9 protein-coding genes are annotated in these 16,124 nt (G+C 70.7%); 4 read left to right on the forward strand and 5 right to left on the reverse strand.

All coding sequences use genetic code 11. The features are described from left to right. Window positions 1-93: 93 nt before the first annotated feature. From ACFYYW_RS31725 to ACFYYW_RS31735, 3 genes are all read right to left on the reverse strand, one after another. Window positions 94-399 (reverse strand): hypothetical protein, encoded by a 306-nt coding sequence (locus ACFYYW_RS31725; RefSeq protein ID WP_387654070.1) that lies wholly within the window; start codon window positions 397-399, stop codon window positions 94-96. Beyond that, window positions 399-7,247, reverse strand: a complete 6,849-nt coding sequence (locus ACFYYW_RS31730) for a polymorphic toxin-type HINT domain-containing protein (protein ID WP_387654072.1) — start codon at window positions 7,245-7,247, stop codon at window positions 399-401. The genes ACFYYW_RS31725 and ACFYYW_RS31730 overlap by 1 nt, the downstream gene beginning before the upstream one ends. A gap of 76 nt (window positions 7,248-7,323) precedes the next feature. Further along, window positions 7,324-11,754 (reverse strand): LamG-like jellyroll fold domain-containing protein, encoded by a 4,431-nt coding sequence (locus ACFYYW_RS31735; protein WP_387654074.1) that lies wholly within the window; start codon window positions 11,752-11,754, stop codon window positions 7,324-7,326. A 190-nt stretch (window positions 11,755-11,944) separates the two neighbouring features. On the opposite strand from ACFYYW_RS31735, the gene rraA reads away from it, so the two are divergent. Together rraA and ACFYYW_RS31745 are read left to right on the forward strand one after the other, a co-directional pair. Beyond that, a complete protein-coding gene (gene rraA / locus ACFYYW_RS31740; RefSeq protein ID WP_387654076.1) occupies window positions 11,945-12,415 on the forward strand; it encodes a ribonuclease E activity regulator RraA in 471 nt (156 codons plus the stop codon). A 77-nt stretch (window positions 12,416-12,492) separates the two neighbouring features. Beyond that, the gene (locus ACFYYW_RS31745; protein WP_387654078.1) at window positions 12,493-12,804 is read left to right on the forward strand and encodes an EthD family reductase; all 312 of its coding nucleotides are present in this window, start codon (window positions 12,493-12,495) and stop codon (window positions 12,802-12,804) included. A gap of 54 nt (window positions 12,805-12,858) precedes the next feature. On the opposite strand, the gene ACFYYW_RS31750 is transcribed toward ACFYYW_RS31745, so the two are convergent. Together ACFYYW_RS31750 and ACFYYW_RS31755 are read right to left on the reverse strand one after the other, a co-directional pair. Then, on the reverse strand, window positions 12,859-13,416 hold the full coding sequence (locus ACFYYW_RS31750; protein ID WP_387654079.1) for a hypothetical protein: 558 nt from the start codon (window positions 13,414-13,416) through the stop codon (window positions 12,859-12,861). A gap of 401 nt (window positions 13,417-13,817) precedes the next feature. After that, window positions 13,818-14,087, reverse strand: coding sequence for a hypothetical protein (locus ACFYYW_RS31755; RefSeq protein WP_387654081.1), 270 nt, complete (start codon window positions 14,085-14,087; stop codon window positions 13,818-13,820). Window positions 14,088-14,195: 108 nt separating this feature from the next. On the opposite strand from ACFYYW_RS31755, the gene ACFYYW_RS31760 reads away from it, so the two are divergent. Continuing rightward, a complete protein-coding gene (locus tag ACFYYW_RS31760) occupies window positions 14,196-15,428 on the forward strand; it encodes a sensor histidine kinase (protein WP_387654082.1) in 1,233 nt (410 codons plus the stop codon). Continuing rightward, entirely contained in the window at window positions 15,416-16,054 is a 639-nt protein-coding gene (locus tag ACFYYW_RS31765) for a response regulator (RefSeq protein ID WP_387654085.1), read from the forward strand. The genes ACFYYW_RS31760 and ACFYYW_RS31765 overlap by 13 nt, the downstream gene beginning before the upstream one ends. Window positions 16,055-16,124 lie beyond the last annotated feature (70 nt).

Genomic DNA, 16,124 nt, shown 5'->3' on the forward strand with positions numbered 1-16,124 from the left:
CAGCGCGGCGCGGATGCATCCAGAAGGCGTTTCCCTGGCACCCGGGACCGGCTTCACGGGTGCAGCCGGTCCCTCCCGCGTGCCGAACGGGCACTAATCCACGTAGCCCCTTCTGCCGTGATCGACGTGCACCGCGGAGATGATGTCCGCCTCGACGGATATGGCGACCCAGTAATCCTTCCGGCAGTTCTCGCACTCGACATATCCGGCGCCTTCGAAGTCGCCTCCTTCGGGGCGCGCCGAGGGAAATCGCAGGCCCTTCGTCCCCCACTCGACACGGTCCCCCACCCGGTAAGGCCGCAGCTCGAGAAGCCCGAATTGGAACTCCGCCTCGGCCTCGCCGGTATATCCGCACCTGGGGCACGTTTCCGTGAAGGACAGCAGGTTGTAGCTGCCCATCAGGGCATCACCCTGCGGAGGGACACCCCTGGGAGCCGGAGGGTTTGCGTGACGAAATTGGTCAGGTTCCGCTCCATCGTCACCGCGGTCATCCCGCTGGCGGCCGCGAAGCCCACCAACGCGGCGTCACCCCGTCCCTTCGCTCCCACCACGGCGTTGAAGGCCGTCCGGAATTCCGAGGAGGAAGCCCACTCCGCGGCCTGCTGACCGGTGATCGTCTGGATGTTGTTCTCCTCGAGGAACCGACGCCTTGCGTTCAGCCCGTTGGTGACGTTGAGGAATTCGTGTCGCTGGTTCGGCGTGATGTACACCGTCGAAGCGTTCTGGATCTCGGCCAGCGCCTGTTCGTGGCCCCCTATCGCCTTCACCATGAGGTCGTTGTCGGCGAGGATTCCGCAGTTGTGAACGAGGACCGAGGTGTCCCCGGTCACGACATAGTACGTGTGAAGGTCGGCGACGGTGAGGTTGTGGACGCGGGCCTGGGCGGTCCACGCCTTGACCGCCTTGATCTGGACGTAGGTGCCGGCGGCCGTACGGAGGAGTTGGCCGGGACGTAAGTCCTTGGCTTCGCGCCAGCTCCCCGCGTCCGCCACCCAGAAGGGGTGACCGTCTGTGGCGACGATGTCGCGGGTGCTGCCGCCGCCACTGTCCACGGTGACGGTGACCAGGTTCTTGGGGCCTTCACCGGCGATGGTGGCGGTGACGTCCTTGGCCTCCGTGCGGCCGGTCTCCGGGTCGGTGGCCATGACCTTGTCGCCGGGTTTCAGCTGGTCGATGCGTTTGGTCAGACCGCCGGCGAGCAGGACCTTGGTTCCCGGGACGAAACTGTTGGACAAGGGACAGGAGCCGCCCGCCGAGGGATTCTTGCTGCGTTTGCCCGCGCGGGCTATCAGGCCGTCCAGGGCGGCTATTTTCTTGTTGATGTCGTCGATCTTGGCGTCGATGGCTTCGATGGCGCGGCGGGCCGCCTTGATGGCGCCCTGGACCTTTTTGTAGATCTTGATGCCCATCCGGACCCTGGTGGCCAGTTTCCAGATCAGGCCGCCGATCTTCTTGGCCGGCACGAATTCCAGGATCAGGCTGACGCAACTGCCGACGCTGCCGCCTAAACAGCCTTTTATGTCATCTATTTTCAGGAAATCTTTGATGAATCCGATGCCTGCGGCCTTCAAGGCTTCGAGCACCGCGTTCCGCTTGGCGGTCTGCTGCTGTTGCTGCCGCTCGTTCTGTTGCGAGTCGCGGGCGTTGTTGAGGCGTTTTCTGGCGCCGTCCCGATCGCAGGGGCCTTCGCAGTCCGGGTTGTCGTGGTCCTCGCCCGGCCCGCAGGGCGGCGCGATGGAGTGGAAGCAGCCGACGCCGGTGCAGCAGGGTTTCCTGCCCGTGGGGTCGGCCAGGGTGGGGGGATTGTTGTTGGCGTAGTTGTAGCCGTTCATCTGCTGGGAGTCGCCCATCTGGATGAGGGGGTCGACGGAGATGAAGCGGCCGGTGAGCGGGTCGTAGCTGCGGGCCCCGAGCGTGGTCAGGTCGGTGCTGGTGTCGTTGATGCCGCCGACGAATCCGCGCTGGTGGCCCTGGGGCCAGGCGCCCTGGCTGCCGCGCAGGGCGCCGAAGGGGGTGTAGCGGCGCTGGCTGAGGGCGCCGGTCTCGGCGTTGATGGCCAGTTCGGCGGTGCCGTGGTGGTCGCCGAGGACGTAGGTGACCCCGGTGGTGGTCCGCATGGCGTTGCCGACGAAGCGGCTGGCCGTGGGGCTGGTGGCCCCCTTGACCAGGTGCACCTCCAGGCCGGGCAGGTAGAGGGTGGTGCCGTCCTTGTCGCGCCGGATGAGCCGCTCGCCGTCGGCGGTGTAGAGGAAGCGGGTCTCGCCCTTCTTGTCGTCGTTGACCTTGACGAGCTCGCCTTCGGCGTCCCAGGTCAGCGTCTGGTTGCTCGCCTGGGTGCGGCGCTCGACGGTGTTGCCGGAGGCGTCGTAGGCGAAGGAGGCGGCGCCGGGGACCGTGGTGAGGCGGTGGGCCTTGGCCGGGTCGTAGACGTAGGTCCGGTCCGACTGCTGGACGCCGCCCGCCGGGCCGGCGCCGTAGAGGGACTCGCTGCGGCGGTTGCCGGTGTCGTCGTAGGTGTAGGCGGCGCGGTAGGGGGCCGGGCCGCCGACGGTGGCGTTCGCGCCGGTGGCGGCGCAGGCCGCGTCGCCGTCCTGGGTCCAGGCCTCCGACAGGCGGGACAGCTCGTCGTAGCGGAAGCACTGGTTGTCGACGCCGTCGCGGGAGGTGTCCTTGATCTGGGTGATGTTCCCGGCGGGCTGGTAGGCGTACTGGGTGCTGCGGTCGGTGCCGGCCATGCCGAAGTGCCAGGTGGTGGCCTTGGCCAGGCGGCCGGTGCCGAACTCGTAGTCGAAGGTCTGGTCGATCTGCTTGCCGTCGCCGCCGGACTGCATGCGCAGGCCGATGACCCGGCCGGTCTTGGTGTAGTCGGTGCCGACGAGGTACGTCGACAGCTGGGACTTGGTGGAGACCAGGCGGCCGAGGTCGTCGTAGGTGTAGGCGATGTTCTCGGCGGGCAGCCCGCCGACGGCGGGGCTGCTGCTCGCGGCGACGCTGCCGTCGAGGTTGTAGCTGGTGTCGAAGACGTACCCCTGGGCGGGCGCCAGGCCGCCCTCGACGGCGGGCAGGACCACCCGGCTGCGCTGCGGGCGGTCCAGGTTGTCGTACGCCTCCACCTGCGTGGTGTACCGGTCGGTGCCGACGATGCGGGTGGAGCTGGTGAGCTGGCCCTTGCGGACGGTGTCGTACACCCACTCGGCGATCTTGGTGCCGGGCGACGACGTGGTGGCGTCGTACTTGGCGACCATGCGGTCGAGCCCGTCGTACTCGATGCCGATCTTCTGGTTGCGGGCGTCGGTCGTCAGGACCGGCCGGTCGAGGTTGTCGTAGGCGGTCTTCTCGACGCCGCGGTCGGGGTCGTTCGACTGCACCCGGCGGCCGAGCAGGTCGTAGCTGTAGGACCAGACCTGGTTGCCCGGGCCGGTCACCGACTCCTGCTGGCCGCGGTGGTTGTAGGCGAACTTGGTGACGACCGGCCCGGCGGCCGTCTGCTGCTGGATCTCACGGGTACGCCCGTGCACGTCGGTGTAGGTGGTGACCGGGGTGCCGCCGGACGGGGGCACGACCTTGGTCCAGTCGCCGCCGTACTCGTAACGGGTGCTCCACAGCTCGTTGACGTCGCCGTCGCTGTTGCCGGACAGCAGCCGTTCGGCGAGCAGCCGCCCGCGGCCGTCGTAGGTGTTCCACAGCTGCGACTCCACCGCGCCCACGGTGGCCACCCCGAACCGCTTGGGCTCGGGGTCGCCGTCGGCGTAGTAGGGCGCGAAGGTGTAGTGCACCTGCCCGGCCCCGTTGTAGACGCTGTCGGAGACGATCCGGCCCCTGGTGTCGCCGTTCTTGCCGGGGGCCTGCGACTGCCTGGGCCGCAGCCACCCGTCGAACAGCGTGTACGACGTCTGCTGGCCGCCTTCGCCGGTCAGCGTCTTGGCGCCCACGGCCACGATCGCGCCGGCGTTGACGAGGTACTGGTACTCGTTGTCGGGCGTCATGCTCGTCGTGCGGCCCGGTCCCCAGACCTTCGAGGTGCGGCCCAGCGCGTCCCGCTGCGCGACGGTCACCTTTCCGGCCGCGTTGGTCTCCCGCGTCGCCAGGCCCCACGCCGGGTCGAGCACCCGGGTCGTGACCATGGCCGAGTCGGGGTCGTCGGCGCGGGCCCGCGGGGTGGTGGTGACCACCTGCGTGGTGACGCCGTGCGCCTCGGTGTAGTCGGTGGAGGTGGTCAGCCCGGCGGCGTCGGCGACGGTCTTGGGGCGTCCCAGGTCGTCGTAGGTCGACCGGGCGATCACCTGGTAGCCGGTGATCGCGGTCGCCGAGGCGGTGTTCCCGCGTTCGGTCCTGGTCACGTCGCCGTGCACGGGCGCGGCCTTGAACGCCTTGTCGTCGTAGTAGGTGCGCGCGTCGGCGATCAGGTCGGTGAGCAGGTTCGGGGTGTCGGCGCAGCGGCGGGCCACCGTGGTCACCCGGGCCGGCAGGCGCAGCACCCGCGCCCCGTCGGCGGTCAGCTCGGTCCTGGTGCACTCCTCGTCGCCGGCGACGCCCACCTCGCCCTCGTCGTCGGTGGTCAGCGCGGCGCCGGTGGTCAGGTCGAACTCGGTCACGGTCGAGTGGGTCTGCTGCCAGGACAGGCCGACCAGGCCGAAGGTGCGGGTGGACCTGGTGCCGGTCAGGTTGGCGGTGATCGTGCCCCACGGGCGGGACCTGGAGGCCGTCTGGTGGTACCACGGCGTGCTGATCGACTTGCTCACCGGCACGCCGCCGGCCTTGTCGTAGGTCACGGTGCGCAGGGTGGTGCCGTGCAGGGACTCGTGGTCGGTGTACGTGCCGCCCTCGCCGTCGTCCACGGTGACGGTCTTGGTGCCGCCGGAGACCGAGGCGCGGTCGCCGTTCATGCCCTGGAAGTACCAGTAGTCGGTCTGGGACGGCGTGCCGCCGCTGGCCGCGCTGGTGGCCCCGCCGATCACGCGGACCTTGTCGAAGCCACGCCAGTTCGACCAGGTCTTGAACTTCTCCGGCGTGATGCCGTCGTCGTCGGCGTAGTGCCAGGCGGGCTTGCCGATGCTGTAGTCGTAGCGGGTGACCATGTCCGAGCCGCCGCCGGTCAGGTCGGTCTGGATCAGCTCGCGGACGACGTACTTGTGGAACCAGTCCAGGCTCGGGTCGGCGCCACCGTTGGAGTTCTGCCAGAACGTCGGGAAGCACAGCCGGCGGTTGCTCGCCGGTTGCGGCACATCGGAGGGGCTGCAGTCCATCCCCGAGTACGTGACGTCGAGCTTGCCGCCGGTCTCGTTCTGGATCGAGGCCACCCGCTCCTTGACGAACGGGCCGACGTCGTCGCCGAGCTTGTCCACCCGGTTGGCCAGCTGCTGGTAGACGAAGCTCACCGGCGGCATGGTGACCGGCGCCGCACCGGCGTGCCCGGTGTGGACGATGTCGGTGAGCTTGAGCTGCCGGTCCACGTCGGCCACGCCCCACAGGTGCTTGAACTCCCAGGAGTCCACGTCGCGGTGGCCGGTGCCGGCCGCGTTGACGACCTTGGTGGTGACCTTCGTCAGGCGCTTGCGGGTCCAGAAGCTCGGCGAGGCCGTGCCCTTGCCGTCCTTGCACTCGGTGCCCTCGTCGCAGTTCATGTCCCAGGGCACGTCCGGCCAGCGGGTCGGATGGGCGGAGATGTCGGCGCACTCGGCCGCGGTCAGCAGGCAGCGCTCGGCGTTGGTGAAGTCGACCCGGGCGGGCGGCGTGGCCGGGAACAGGTCGCCGGTGCGCAGGCCGTACTGGATGGAGGTGAGGTAGCCGCCGCGGTCGTAGGCGGTGTCGTCGGCGGCGCGCAGGTTGCGGCCGTAGCGGTTCTGCTCCTTGGCGTAGTAGAAGGTCACCGCGTTGCCGTGGGTGTCCTCGATGTAGTCGAGGTTCCACCGCCAGGTCTGACGGCACCAGGAGTCCTTGAAGGCGTCCTTGTGGCACGGTTCGCCGGCGTCGTCGCCGAACACCGGGACGTCCCAGGCGGAGTTCGTCTGGGGTTTGCCGGAGGTCCAGCCCGGCAGGCGGTTCTTGCCGAAGTAGTACTGCGTGCCGTCGGCGGTGGTCACGCGCCAGTACTCGTTGTCCTCGTCGCCGTTGGCGGTGTCGGCGGCGGTGCCGGTGAGGCGCTGGACCCGGGTGCCGTCGTCCCTGGCCAGGACCCAGGTGTCGGGGCCGGTCGGGACGAGCTCGCCGCCCGATCCGCCGAGGGCGAGCGTGGCGTTGTCGTAGGCCCAGCACTGGTCCATCGGCTCGACCTGGTAGGTCGGGTCCTTGGGGACGCCGTCGTCCTTGCAGGACTTGTACTTGCGCTCGATGTACCCGGGCGACAGCTCGAAGCCGTCGCCGAGCCAGGACGCCTGGTTGTTGGTGGTCGCGGTGCGCCCGTCGATGGAGGCCGCGGAGTAGTTGACCACCAGGTTCGGCACCAGCCCGCCCGGCACCGGGGGCACCCGCAGCGGGTAGGACCAGGTGAAGTCGCCCGTCTGCGGGCTGACCTGCCAGGTCGCCGACGGCGACAGCGAGGTGACGCCGAAGTCGCCCTTGTCCCCCGACGTCCCGGAGGTGACGGCCAGCACCATCGGCTCGGCGGCGAGGTCGACGTCGGCGCTGAGCGTCCTGGTCGCGGTGTCGTTGCGGCCCTTCAGCGGCACGGCCCGGCGGCACTCGGCCTTGTCCGGGCTGGTCAGGGCACATGCGGGCAGGGCCGCCAGGCGCACCCGGGAACCGAAGCCGCCTCCGTAGGCTTCGGCGAAGGGGGCGTAGTCCACCTTCATCGTGACCTTGCCCGGCGGTCCCGACGTGCGGGCCGCGGTGAAGATCGGGCCGCCGACCCCCGCGCGCTGCGAGGCCGCGCGGTCGTGGGTCTGGATGCGCACCCGCCCGGCGGCGGAGGCGGCGTCGGCCGCCGTCGCGGACAGCGTGCCCGCCTTGCGGGCGGCGGCGGACGCCGGGGGGGCCGCCAGGTCCACCTCGACCGTGCCGGGCGCGGGCCAGGCGGCCACGGGGTCGGGGGCCTTCGGTTCGCTGATCCGTGGTTTCACCGCGGCGGGCCGGCCGGGCACGACCCGTTCCCGGTCGACGGGTTTGGGCCGGTCTCGCTCGGCGGCGGCGCTCGCGGAGGGGAGCGTCGCGGGCACGACCATCAGGCCGACCGTGAGCAGCAGCGTGAGGGCCGCGCGGAGCAGCCGGGACCAGGAAGAGCGACGTCGGCGTGCGGCATGGACGCGCATGCCGTACCTCCCAGGGAAGAGAGCGGAAGCGGCAGCAGGGACGGCGGGGGCGCCGGCGCGGCGCCCCCGCCCCGGGTCAGTCGGGGGTGTTGTCGTTGAGCGCGTCTTCGGAGACGACCGACATCTCCGACCACAGGGCCAGCAGGTCGATCAGGCTCTCGTCGGCGGGGCCGCGCAGCACCCACACGTCGTCGACGTGGCCCGACCAGTTCAGGCCCGTCCCGCCGCGGCCGAGCTGGGCCGAGGTGATGGGGCCCGACAGGGCGACGTCGTTGCGGTAGGACTTGACCTCGGCCTCCGGAGCCGCTTCGAGGGTGCCGTTCACCCAGAACTCCAGCGTCTTCTCCCGGGCCCGGTAGACGATCGCCAGGTGGTCCCAGTCGCCGAACCCGGTGTGGAAGGCGGGGTGTTCCACGGCGGCGCCGCCGGGGATCTCCACGACGTACCGGCCGGTCTCGCCCATGTCCGGGTCGCCGCGGGCGGGGTCGAACTTCACCGTCAGCGCGCTGCCGGTGGCCATGGGCAGGTTCAGCAGGGTCATCGCCTTGCGCGCCTGGCCGCTGGTCTCCACCCAGGCCGAGAGGGTGAAGCTCTCCCGCGGATCGAGCACGGCCGACTCGACGGCCGCGTAGTCGCCGGTCGCGCCCGGCAGGCGCAGGGAGCCGGGCACGACGCTGTTGCTCATGGGGGTCCTGGCCACGAAGCGGGCCGCGCCGTACAGCTTGACGGGGGTTCTGGGCGCCTCGCCGCTGTCGTCGGGGACGTTGTTGAGGTGCCACTTGTGCGTCACCGTCAGCATCTCCTTGGACAGCGCCGCCGCCTCCTCGACGCTGACGACCCGGTCGTAGACGCGGACGTCGTCGATCTTGCCGGGGAAGTGGTCGAGCGGCTGGGCGCCCCACAGGACCCGGCCGATGGTCAGCGGGCCGTTGGCCGCCCAGGCGCTGGTGTAGTCCATCTCGGTGCCGGGCTCGCCGTTGACGTAGATGCGCACCTTCTTGGCCACCGAGTCGAAGACGCCCATCAGGTGCGTCCATTCGCCGGGTCTGGCCTGTTTCGCCGACCACGCGCTGGCCGAGGCCGCCGAGGTCGAGTCGGCGTTCATGCGCCAGAACACCCATTTGCGGTTCGGCGCGTCGTAGCGCAGGCAGAAGCCGGACACGTTGCCGCCGTCCTGGGCCAGCACGGTGGCGTAGGAGGAGGGCAGGACGTCCGGCAGCTTCGCCCACGCCGTCACCGTGAAGCTCTTGGTGGTGTCGAGCACCGCGGCGTCGGTACGGGCGTAGGCGGTGGTGCCGTTGCCGGCCATCGCCGTGCCGCGGGAACCGGCCACGCCGAGCTGCGGCGTGCCCGCGGTACGGGCCGGGTAGCGGCCGCCGGTCTCCGCCAGGGTGGTGGCGCCGGCCGGGTCGTTGAGCTTCCAGTGGGCCTTCGGCCCGCGGCCGGGCGCGACCCGGAACCGGTAGACGGCCGAGCCCTTGGAGTAGTTGCCCGCCTGGTCCTTGACGCGGACGTAGAGGCTGTTGCTGCCGACGACCCTGGGCAGGATCTGCACCGTCTCGGTGGCGCTGCCGGCGGTCCTCTTGCGGAACTGGGTGGGGTCGTCGTTGACCGCGTAGGCCCACTCGGTCACCGACGGGTCGAAGGTGATGACGAACCGGCCGTAGCGGCCCATGCCGTCCTGCGGCGTCTGCGCCGGGTCGAGGGGGTTCTCCGCGACGTATCCGTCGGCGCCGGACGAGGTGATCACCGGCAGCGGCGGCGCCTTGGTGTCGAAGACGAAGTAGCAGGCGGTCGCCGCCCCGGCCGAGCTCCACGGCCCCCTGCCCTTGCGACTGTCCTGGGCCCGGACCTGCCAGTTGACGACGGTGTTCTCCGGCAGCAGCCCGCGCGGCACCTGCGCCATGAAGCTGTTGCCCGCCTTGCCGGACCTGGCGCTCTTGGCCGACGTGAGGTACCGCCATTCCTTGTTCTGGCCGGCGGCGTTCTTCCACGACACCAGGAACTCGGCCTGCACCTTGTCGGCCGTGCGGTTGTAGGTGTCGGGGTCGCGGAGGTTCTTGGCGATCAGCTTCGGCGTGGACCAGTTGAACACCGACGGGTTGCCCGGCCCCTTGCACGGGCCGCCCGGCTCCATCTCCAGCTGGCTCATCTTCGGCTGCAGCGGCGGCCGGTTGTAGTGCACCCGCAGGTAGGCGCGCGACTCGAACCGCTTCCAGCCGAGCTGGTCGCCCTCGTCGGCGGCGCGCAGGCCGAAGGTGGTGTCCCGCCAGCCCTTCTGCGCCGCCTCCTTGACGCCCGAGGTCACGTTGAACAGCACGTCACCGGCCGGGCAGGACTTGGCGGCGCAGCCCGACCACCCCTTGGCCACGTTGCGGCTGTCCAGCTTGCGCAGCCAGTTGTCGGAGGTGGAGTTCCAGGTGGAGTGCTTGCCGAACGCCTTGGCCAGGTGGATGTTGACCGGCCGCTTGCTGCCCGAGGCGGCCCACACCTCCCGTACGTGGAACTCGGCGGAGAGGACCTGCTTGCCGGCCAGCCAGCCGGTGGGGATGCGGTAGAACAGCCGCTTCTTGTGCGGGGAGCCGCAGCTCTTACCGCTGGAGGGCAGGCCGATCGGACATCGGCCCATGCCCTGGTCCTTGGTGAAGTTGTAGATCTCGAACCCGCTGCTGGCCACCATGAGGTTCGCCGAGCTCATCGGCGTGCGGTACATCGGGTCGATGTAGACGGGGAACGTCGTGTCGGCCGCGGTCAGCATGGCCGGGTCGGGGGTCAGCGTGAGCTGCCCCTGGCCCAGTTCGGTGCCGATCGTGGCGATCTTCGACGCGTCGCCGGGGGCGCCGTCCGTGGCGTGGGTGGTCGGCGGGTCGACCGGGCCGTCCTCGCCCACCATGCCCGTGCCCGCCGCGGGGGGCGCGGCCGCCGAGTCCCACATGACGGGCCTGGGCGCCTCGAAGATCACCGCGCCGTTGTCGGGGTCGACCGCCTCCTGCGTGCCGTCGGCGCCGGTGCTCACCGTCAGCGTCGGCGCGGACAGGCCGAGGGTCAGGCTGGCCAGCCGGGGGTCCTGGGCGGCGGCGGGGGTCTTCACCACCAGCGTGTGGGCGAAACCGTCCGCGGTGGCCCGCACGCGCAGGTCCACGTCCGGCCCGAGCACGCCGGCGTACACGGCGGTGTCGCCGTCCAGGGTCGGCGTGGGCAGCGCGGTCGGCCAGGTCAGCGACATGGTGTGGCCGGAGCGGGTGAGCGTGGCCATCGGCCCCGTCCCGCCGGCCGACAGCCTGAGGTCCACCAGCGAGGAGTACGGCCGGACCGTCCCGTCCTGGAACCGCAGGCCGTTGTACAGGGGGACCCACGTGTCGCCCTGCTTCTTCCTGATCGGGGCGAGCCGGTCGTTGACGTACATCGTGCCTTCGGGGGTGGCGTACACCTCGCGTGTCTCGCCCCGCTCGGCCAGCACCTCCACCAGTTGCCCCGTGGCCTCGGCGGCGGCCAGCGCCTCGGCCTCGGTCGGCTTGGGATCGGTGGAGACGGTCCACTTCTGCTCGGTCAGCGAGACGTTGTCCAGGAAGGCCGTCAGCGCGCCCTGGCCGCCGAGCTGGAAGGTGAGCGCCGCCGTGGTGGTGTCGGCGGTGGAGTCGAAGGTGTAGGAGAAGTGTTGCGGCTGGTCCGGCAGCTCCACGTCCGTGGCGAAGATCTCCGGGCAGGTCTCGACGTCCTCGCAGAGCACGGCCCTGATGGTCGCCGCGGCGCTGGCGTGGGCGTCGAAGGAGAGCGTGTAGGTCTTCTTGGCCTGCAACGTGCGCCCGAGCTGGCGCAGGTGGGCCTGCCCCGGTTCGGTGGTGCCGTCGGCCACGGTGACCTTGAGCACGCCGTTCTCGACCGCCGTCGTGGTCGGCCCGGCGGCCTCCCATGACGCGGCGTCCGTGGTGAACTCCCCGTTGATCAGCAGCTTCTTGCTGAACGAGCCCCGTCCGTAGAAGGCGACCTTCTGGTACGTCCAGCCTTCGGCGAGCGCGCGTGCCTTCTCCGCCTCGCCGATCGCGTACCGGTGGGAAGGGCCCTTGACGAGCTGGTGGACCGGGAGCAGCCCGTCCCCGCCCGCGGCCTGCGCGTGGAAGCGCACGCCCTCGTCCACGTAGCCCTGCGCGACGGCCTGGTCGCGCTCGCTCTGGTCGATGGTGAAGATGCGGTCGCCGCCCGCCTTGCGCAGGCCGGTGACCGGGGACAGCCCCGTCACCGCCTCGCGCGAGACGTGCAGCACCTGCCCCTCAGGGGTGTAACCCCATTTCGTCACCGCGCTGTCGTACTCCGTCTCCCAGGAGGTGAACAGCGTGTTGTCGGTGCCGGTGGTGCCCCGTAGCCGGAACAGGGGTTTGACCATCCACGCGGTGGCGGCGTCCACCGCTTCGGCGACCGCCTGCGGCGGCGTCCACACCGTGCCGGCCAGGCCGCCCACGGCGAGCGACGCCGCTGCCAGGACGGCCGTCCACCTTCGTAACCCCATCCGTACTCCCCTGGTACACGATCGCGTGGCGTGCGTTCCGCCACAGCATCGATCGGCCCGGGCCGCCGGGGTAGGGCGCGGCCGCCGGTTGGGAAAACGTGGGAAACGCTTCCCGCCCGGGCCGACGCCCGGCGGGCCGCGCGTGGCAGCATGAACGCGACCGCTGACACCCCCGCCGGGAAGGGCCCCCATGAACACCGCGGACCTGTACGACGAGCGCGGCGACGAGCTCGACTCCTGCGACCTGCAGCTGCGCCAGTACGGCGGCCGCCGCGCCTTCCACGGCACGATCGCCACCGTGCGCTGCCATCAGGACAACGCCCTGCTCAAGGCGGTCCTGTCGGAGCCGGGCGAGGGCCGGGTCCTGGTGGTGGACGGCGGCGGCTCGCTGCACGCCGCGCTGATGGGCGACATGATCGCGGGCGCGGCGGTGGCGGCCGGATGGGCGGGCGTGGTGATCCACGGCGCCGTCCGGGACGTGACGGCGCTGCGCGAGCTCGACCTCGGCGTGAAGGCCCTGGGTTCCAACCCCCGCAAGAGCGGCAAGACGGGCGCGGGCGAGCGGGACGTGCCGGTGACGTTCGGCGGCGTCACGTTCTCGCCGGGGGCCGAGCTGTTCAGCGACCACGACGGGATCCTGGTCACCCGCGTACCGGTCTGACGTCGCCGTCCGGCGGCCTTCCACGGGGGCGCCGGGGTGTGGTTTCGTGACAGGACATCACGATCCGGAGGCGGACCATGGCATTCCAGCTCATCGTTCTCTACCACCACCCCGAGGACGTCGCGGCCTTCGACCGGCACTACGACGAGATCCACGCGCCCCTGGCGGCCAAGCTTCCGGGCCTGCGGGCCTACACCGTGCAGCGGCCGGTGGCCGGTGGCGGGCAGCGGCCCGCCTACCACCTGGTCGCGGTGCTGACCTGGGACGACGAGCAGTCGTTCCGCGCGGCGATGAGCAGCGAGGAGGGGCAGGCGGCGGTCGCCGACGTGGGCGAGTTCGCCGGGTCGGGGGTCACGATGACGACGGGGCCGTCAGGTTCGGTGCTCTGAACACGCGTGAAGGGCGTCCCCCGCGGGGAACGCCCTTCACTTCGCGCGCGCGTGTTACTTCTTGACCGACACCGGAGCCGTGCCGGTGTCCTGCTGACGCCAGGCACCCGTGTCGAACGCCACCGGAGCCGCCTTGCGGCCCACACCGTCACCCCACTTGGTGACCACGTACTGGATCTTGATGTGACCCTCGCCCTTCACACCGTCCACACCCAGCGTCTCCGGGTTGAACCGGCCACCGGTCAGCTCCGCGAACGTCTTGGCGTCCAGGTCCAGCATCACCCCACGGCTGGAGGGGTCACCAGGACCACGGTCACCCACGAAGAACGGCAGCTTCTTACCCTGGTAGACCACGTAACCCTCGGTCATCAGCGGCCACGACGGCGAAGCCGCCAGACCCTTCTGCATCGGCTTGCCGGCAGCCGGCAGACCCGTGTCACCCGCGCGACCCGAGGAGTCGTCCCAGAAGTAGGACGCCGTCGTCGAACCGGCCAGCACACCCTGACCGTTCACATCCGCATCAGCGTGCGCGGGATGAGCGGCGGCACCGATCGTCAGCGCCGACAGCGCAGCGGCGGAAAGCATGGCGAAAGAACGCAGGCGAGCAGTCATCAGCAGTCTCCTTGGTGACATCGATCATCAGGGGGGCATGCGCTCGCTTGACTCAGACAAGACATGAAGGTCGTAGCCGGGCACCAAAGCCATCGGTCGCTACGTGGAGCGCAATGGGGGCGGACCCGAAGGGGTCACTCACCCGCCAACAGGTACAACGCTAACCCAAGAAACGGACAAACGCAAACCAAACACCCTAAATCGGGCAAAGATCTACCTGTGAACCGTAAACCACGGGCAAACAGCCTCAATCACTGTCAAAGCCCACGGGGTATGCGTATGTAAACCACTGGCAAGCTCCCGGCATTCCCCTCATGACCTGGGCGTTCTTCCGCGGCCGGGCCGCCGCGCCCACCAGGCGCAGACGGCCTCCTCGGTACGCCGGCGAAGGACGACGTGGCTCAGGTCCTGCGCCTGCTCACGTGATGCACGATGAGGACGGCGACGCACACGATGGCGACGGCGCCCGAGACCAGGCCGAGCGACCAGCCACGGCCGGTGCTGTTGGCGATCAGGTTGACGACCGAGCTGGCCATCAGGACGAGCCAGAGCAGGGCGCGCAGCGCGAGCGCGCCTTTGCTCAGCGGGGGCCTGCCCGCCGCGTGCCGGGAGGTGGCCCGCGGGGTGGCGGCGTCGGAGTCAGGGCTGGAGATGCGATAGGGATCGGTCATGGCCAGAACCCTAGAAACGGGCCCGATCTGCGGAAATCCCGCACGCTGCCGGGCCGTGGTACAGCGGGCTGGAGCAAGTTGTGTCCCCTTTCACCTACTATGGCGCCAGTGTTGCGGGGAATCCTGGAAAGTCTCGAACGGCTGGCCGGCGGGCTGGGCACCGCCTTCATGGCCGTCATCGTCGCGCTGTGCTGGCTGGTGGTGGCCGCGTTGAGCCTGGTCGGGGTCGGCCTGGCGCTGGTCCCGGCGATGGTCGCGATGACCAGGGCCGCGGCCGAGTGGGAACGCAGGCGCCTGGCCGGCGCGGGTGTCGAGATCGTCAGCCCGTACCAGCTGTCCGCCGAGCAGTTGCCCCGAGGCTGGGCGGCCAGGATGCGGGCGGCCCGTGCCGACCCGGCGACCTGGCGCGACCTCGGCTGGCTGGCCCTCTACGCCGTGGTGGGCCCGGTCTGCGGCCTGCTCGGGCTGGTCATGCCGGTGGCGGCGCTGCGGGAAGTCACCTACCCGTTCTACTGGCAGACGCTGGCGCGCGAGGATCAGCTCACCAACTTCGCCGTCCCGGTCACCACCTGGCCGGGCGCGATCGCCACCTCGGTGATCGGCCTGGCCGTCGTGGTCGCCCTGGTCCGCCTCTTCCCCGCGCTGGCGCGCCTGCAGGCGCTGCCCGCCAGGAAACTGCTGGTCCCGCACGCCTCGATCGACCTGTCGCAACGCATCGCGCAGCTGACCGTGACCCGCGCGGGGGCGCTGCGCGCGCACGCCGTCGAACTGCGCCGCATCGAGCGGGCCCTGCACGACGGCGCGCAGAACCGGCTGAACGCGGTCGTGGTCACGGTGGCCGCGGCCGAACGTGCTCTGCAACGCGATCCCGCCCTGGCGGCGCACGCACTGGAACGCGCCAGGAACGCGGCCGAGCAGGCGCTGGCGGAGCTGCGCGGCGTCGTGCGCGCGATCCTGCCGCCGATCCTGGAGGACAAGGGGCTGGCCGGCGCGCTGGACGCGCTGGCCGCCGGATGCTCGGTGCCCTGCCAGGTGCGGGTGGGTGAGCTCGCCGTGGTGCCGTTGTCGGTGGAGAGCGCCGCCTACTTCACCGTGGCCGAGGCGCTGACCAACGTGGGCAAGCACAGCGGCGCCCGGCACGCGGAGGTCGTCGTCGAACGTGCGGGCCCGATGCTGCGCGTCCAGGTGCGTGACGACGGCAAGGGCGGCGCCCGCGATGACGCGGGCACCGGGCTGGCCGGCGTGCGCCGCCGCGTCGAGGCCCATGACGGAACGATGACGCTGACCAGCCCCGACGGGGGGCCTACTGTGATCGAGGTGGAACTGCCGTGCGAGTCGTGATCGCTGAGGATGACGCGCTGCTGCGCGAGGGCCTGGTGCTGTTGCTGAGCGGGGAGGGCATCGAGGTGGCCGCGGCCGCGAGCGACCCCGAGGGGTTTCTGGCCGCGGTCGAAGAGCACCGGCCCGATGTGGCGGTGGTGGATGTGCGCATGCCGCCCACCCACACGGACGAGGGCATCCGGGCGGCCGTGGCGGCCAAGCGCCTGCAGCCGGGCCTGGGCGTCCTGGTGCTGTCGGCGCACGTCGAGCAGGCGTTCGCGACCGACCTGCTGGCCGCCGGCACGCACGGGGTCGGCTATCTGCTCAAGGAGCGGGTCGGCAAGGTCGAGCAGTTCCTGGAGGCGCTGAACCGGGTCGCCGACGGCGGCACCGCCATCGACCCGGACGTGGTGGCCCAGCTGTTCACCCGCCGCCGCGACCCCCTGGCCGAGTTCACGCCGCGTGAACGCGAGGTGCTCGCGCTGATGGCCGAAGGGCTGGGCAACCTGGCCATCGCCGACAAGATGGTGATCACCGAGGGGGCGGTGCACAAGCACATCCGCAACATCTTCGCCAAGCTCGACCTGGCGCCCAGCGATCGTATGGACCGGCGGGTCGCCGCCGTGCTGCGCTACCTCGGCGCCTGAGGCGGCCCGGCAGATCGCCCTCTGCCACCCGGCCTCCGGACGACGGCCTGGTGAACGGGACCGCGGGCGG

Source organism: Nonomuraea sp. NPDC001831 (assembly GCF_042892035.1).
Taxonomy (GTDB): Bacteria; Actinomycetota; Actinomycetes; order Streptosporangiales; family Streptosporangiaceae; genus Nonomuraea.

Excerpts from the sequence above, each read along its gene's own strand:
- ACFYYW_RS31735 (WP_387654074.1), bottom strand. The coding sequence starts at position 11,754 with ATGGGGTTACGAAGGTGGACGGCCGTCCTGGCAGCGGCGTCGCTCGCC.
- ACFYYW_RS31730 (WP_387654072.1), bottom strand. The coding sequence starts at position 7,247 with ATGCGCGTCCATGCCGCACGCCGACGTCGCTCTTCCTGGTCCCGGCTG.
- ACFYYW_RS31750 (WP_387654079.1), bottom strand. The coding sequence starts at position 13,416 with ATGACTGCTCGCCTGCGTTCTTTCGCCATGCTTTCCGCCGCTGCGCTG.
- rraA (WP_387654076.1), top strand. The coding sequence starts at position 11,945 with ATGAACACCGCGGACCTGTACGACGAGCGCGGCGACGAGCTCGACTCC.
- ACFYYW_RS31725 (WP_387654070.1), bottom strand. The coding sequence starts at position 399 with ATGGGCAGCTACAACCTGCTGTCCTTCACGGAAACGTGCCCCAGGTGC.
- ACFYYW_RS31755 (WP_387654081.1), bottom strand. The coding sequence starts at position 14,087 with ATGACCGATCCCTATCGCATCTCCAGCCCTGACTCCGACGCCGCCACC.
- ACFYYW_RS31745 (WP_387654078.1), top strand. The coding sequence starts at position 12,493 with ATGGCATTCCAGCTCATCGTTCTCTACCACCACCCCGAGGACGTCGCG.